The 2,080-nt window shown below is 60.3% G+C and carries 1 protein-coding gene and 2 pseudogenes; all 3 read right to left on the bottom strand.

Features of this window, described 5'->3' with window-relative positions; all coding sequences use genetic code 11:
* Window positions 1–170: 170 nt before the first annotated feature.
* Window positions 171–1,182, bottom strand: a pseudogene (locus EOW65_RS19750) (IS5 family transposase).
* A 63-nt stretch (window positions 1,183–1,245) separates the two neighbouring features.
* Window positions 1,246–1,677, bottom strand: a pseudogene (locus EOW65_RS19745) (transposase); the annotation flags it as partial.
* A gap of 221 nt (window positions 1,678–1,898) precedes the next feature.
* Window positions 1,899–2,080 (bottom strand): hypothetical protein (locus EOW65_RS20170; protein WP_206364113.1); only part of this gene is annotated, 182 nt, incomplete at its 5' end.

Here is a 2,080-nt window from a genome sequence, read left to right as displayed (position 1 = left end):
CTGCGAACACCATACGGGCCCGCGGCATGGAGAAAGCCGCAATATGAGGCCGGATACATGTCAGCACCCGACACCGCGCACAACTGCTTCAAATGCCCTCTTGCGTAAGGGGCGGTTATACATGTTGTGCTAATCGCACGACAGGGCGCATGTCCCCCTTTCCCCCGACTTCAGGCGATGGCTTCGATCTCGGCCCTCCCGAGAGCCGAGCAGCGGTTCATGATGGCGATGCGGATCTGGATTTCGGCGGTCTGGCGGTTGGGGTCACGTGACATGGTCCGCTCGCCGAACAGCTTGAGGCGGTTCATTTGGGCTTCGACGCGACTTCGAGCGTGGTAGCCTGTCCATTTCTTCCAGATCGATCGCCCCAGACATCGCGTCGCCCGCAGGATCTCGTTTCGCGAGATCGCGGCGGAGCAGTCGGGTTTCCAGACTTGGCCATTGCGACGGATCGGTATGATCGGTTCTGCGCTATGTTCGAGGATCGCAGCATGGCAGCGGCGCGTGTCATAAGCGCCATCGGCGGTGACGGTTTCGATTTCTTCGCCGACAGGGATCTGCGACAGCAGCTCCGGCAATGAGGAGGGGCAGGAAACGATCCGGGGGATCGTTTCCCCGACGAATGGGCTGTCGTCCTGTCGGCTCGAGGTGAATTCGACCGCTCGGATGTCACCAGTGGCCGTGTCCATGGCCAGATGCACCTTCCGCCACTCGCGTCTGCGCGTCACGCCATGCTTGCGCGAAAGCCATTCGCCGTCGCCTCGAAAGCGGATACCTGTGCTGTCGATCAGCAAGTTCAGCGGCTGGTCGGAGCGCCGATACGGGATCTGCACCGGGATCCGAGCCTGACGCCGGCACAGCGTCGAATAGTCGGGCACGGGCCAGTCCAGCCCCGCCAACTCGATCAGGCTCGCCACCAAACCGTTCGCCAGTGGGCTCGTACCAATGGCGCCTCACTGGCTCACTCTGATGAAGCGGAAGGCCGAACAGCACTTTCAGCGTCAGGCAGGTCTGGATCGCACTGTCGGAGAAGGTCTCGGGGTGGCCGCGCTTGCCACTTCGGTCTGCCTGCCAGGACATTTCCGGATCGAACCAGACTGACAACGATCCTCGCCGCTTCAGGGAAGCGTTATAGTCAGACCAATTCATCGTGCGGTAGCGAGTGTTGGCAGGCTTTGGCATGCCAACGATCTAACCAGCAGGATTCCCGAGGTGAATCCCTCTCACTGATATGTGCAACAAGCCCCCGTCGATGGCAACGCAATCGCCCTTCAGCACGCCGATCCGGCGGCAAAGCTCCACGAACTGCGCGCAGGTCCTGCGGATCGCGCGGCCATTCGTGCGGCGGAATTCGGCGATGGTCTTGTGGTCCGGCACCAGCCTGCCGGTCAGCCACAGCACCTCGACATTGCGCCCCGCCTCCCGTTCCAGCCGGCGGCTCGACGGGATGCGGTTCAGATAGCCATAGATGAACAGCCTCAGCAAAACGGCGGGATGGTATCCCGGTCGGCCAGTGCGCGCGGAGGTCGCCCGCTCAAAGCCGAGGGCAGACAGATCGAGCTCAGCGACGAATAAATCGACGACGCGAACAAGATCATCCTCACCGATCCAGTCCTCCAGGCGCTCGGGGAAAAGCACCGTCTGGCTGCGCTGAACCCCCTCGATGAAACCCGCCATGCCGATCTCCCGCTACCGAGAAAGCATAGCATGCCACCGAGTTTTGACACAGCCTCGGCCGCAAGCCCCTTGTCCCCGCTCCCCCACGCGTCTAGGCCGCGTTGAGTGATACACGAAATCATTTCCCTGCCTGTTTTGGTATAAAAAATACACGTTTTTTCAGTTACTTGGGGAATTTCAGCTCCGATCCCTACCGTCGGAGCCATGGTCAACTTCCTAAATTATACGGCACATTTGAGCTCAGGTAGAAAGCGGCGGTTGCCTGCCCCCGCAACCAAAACTAACTCGTCAATAATATCAATGATTTGAGAAGCCGCAGCCGTGGATCCCTCATTGATCGCACTCTCACGCCCCGCACTTCGCGGGGATTTTTGCGTTTGCGCTGCTGCTCCGACAACCTCAT

Origin of the sequence: Paenirhodobacter ferrireducens (assembly GCF_004022265.1) — a bacterium.
Lineage (GTDB): Bacteria > Pseudomonadota > Alphaproteobacteria > Rhodobacterales > Rhodobacteraceae > Rhodobacter > Rhodobacter ferrireducens.
Note: the sequence above shows the minus strand (reverse complement) of the source record. Positions and strands in the feature narration are given on the sequence as shown.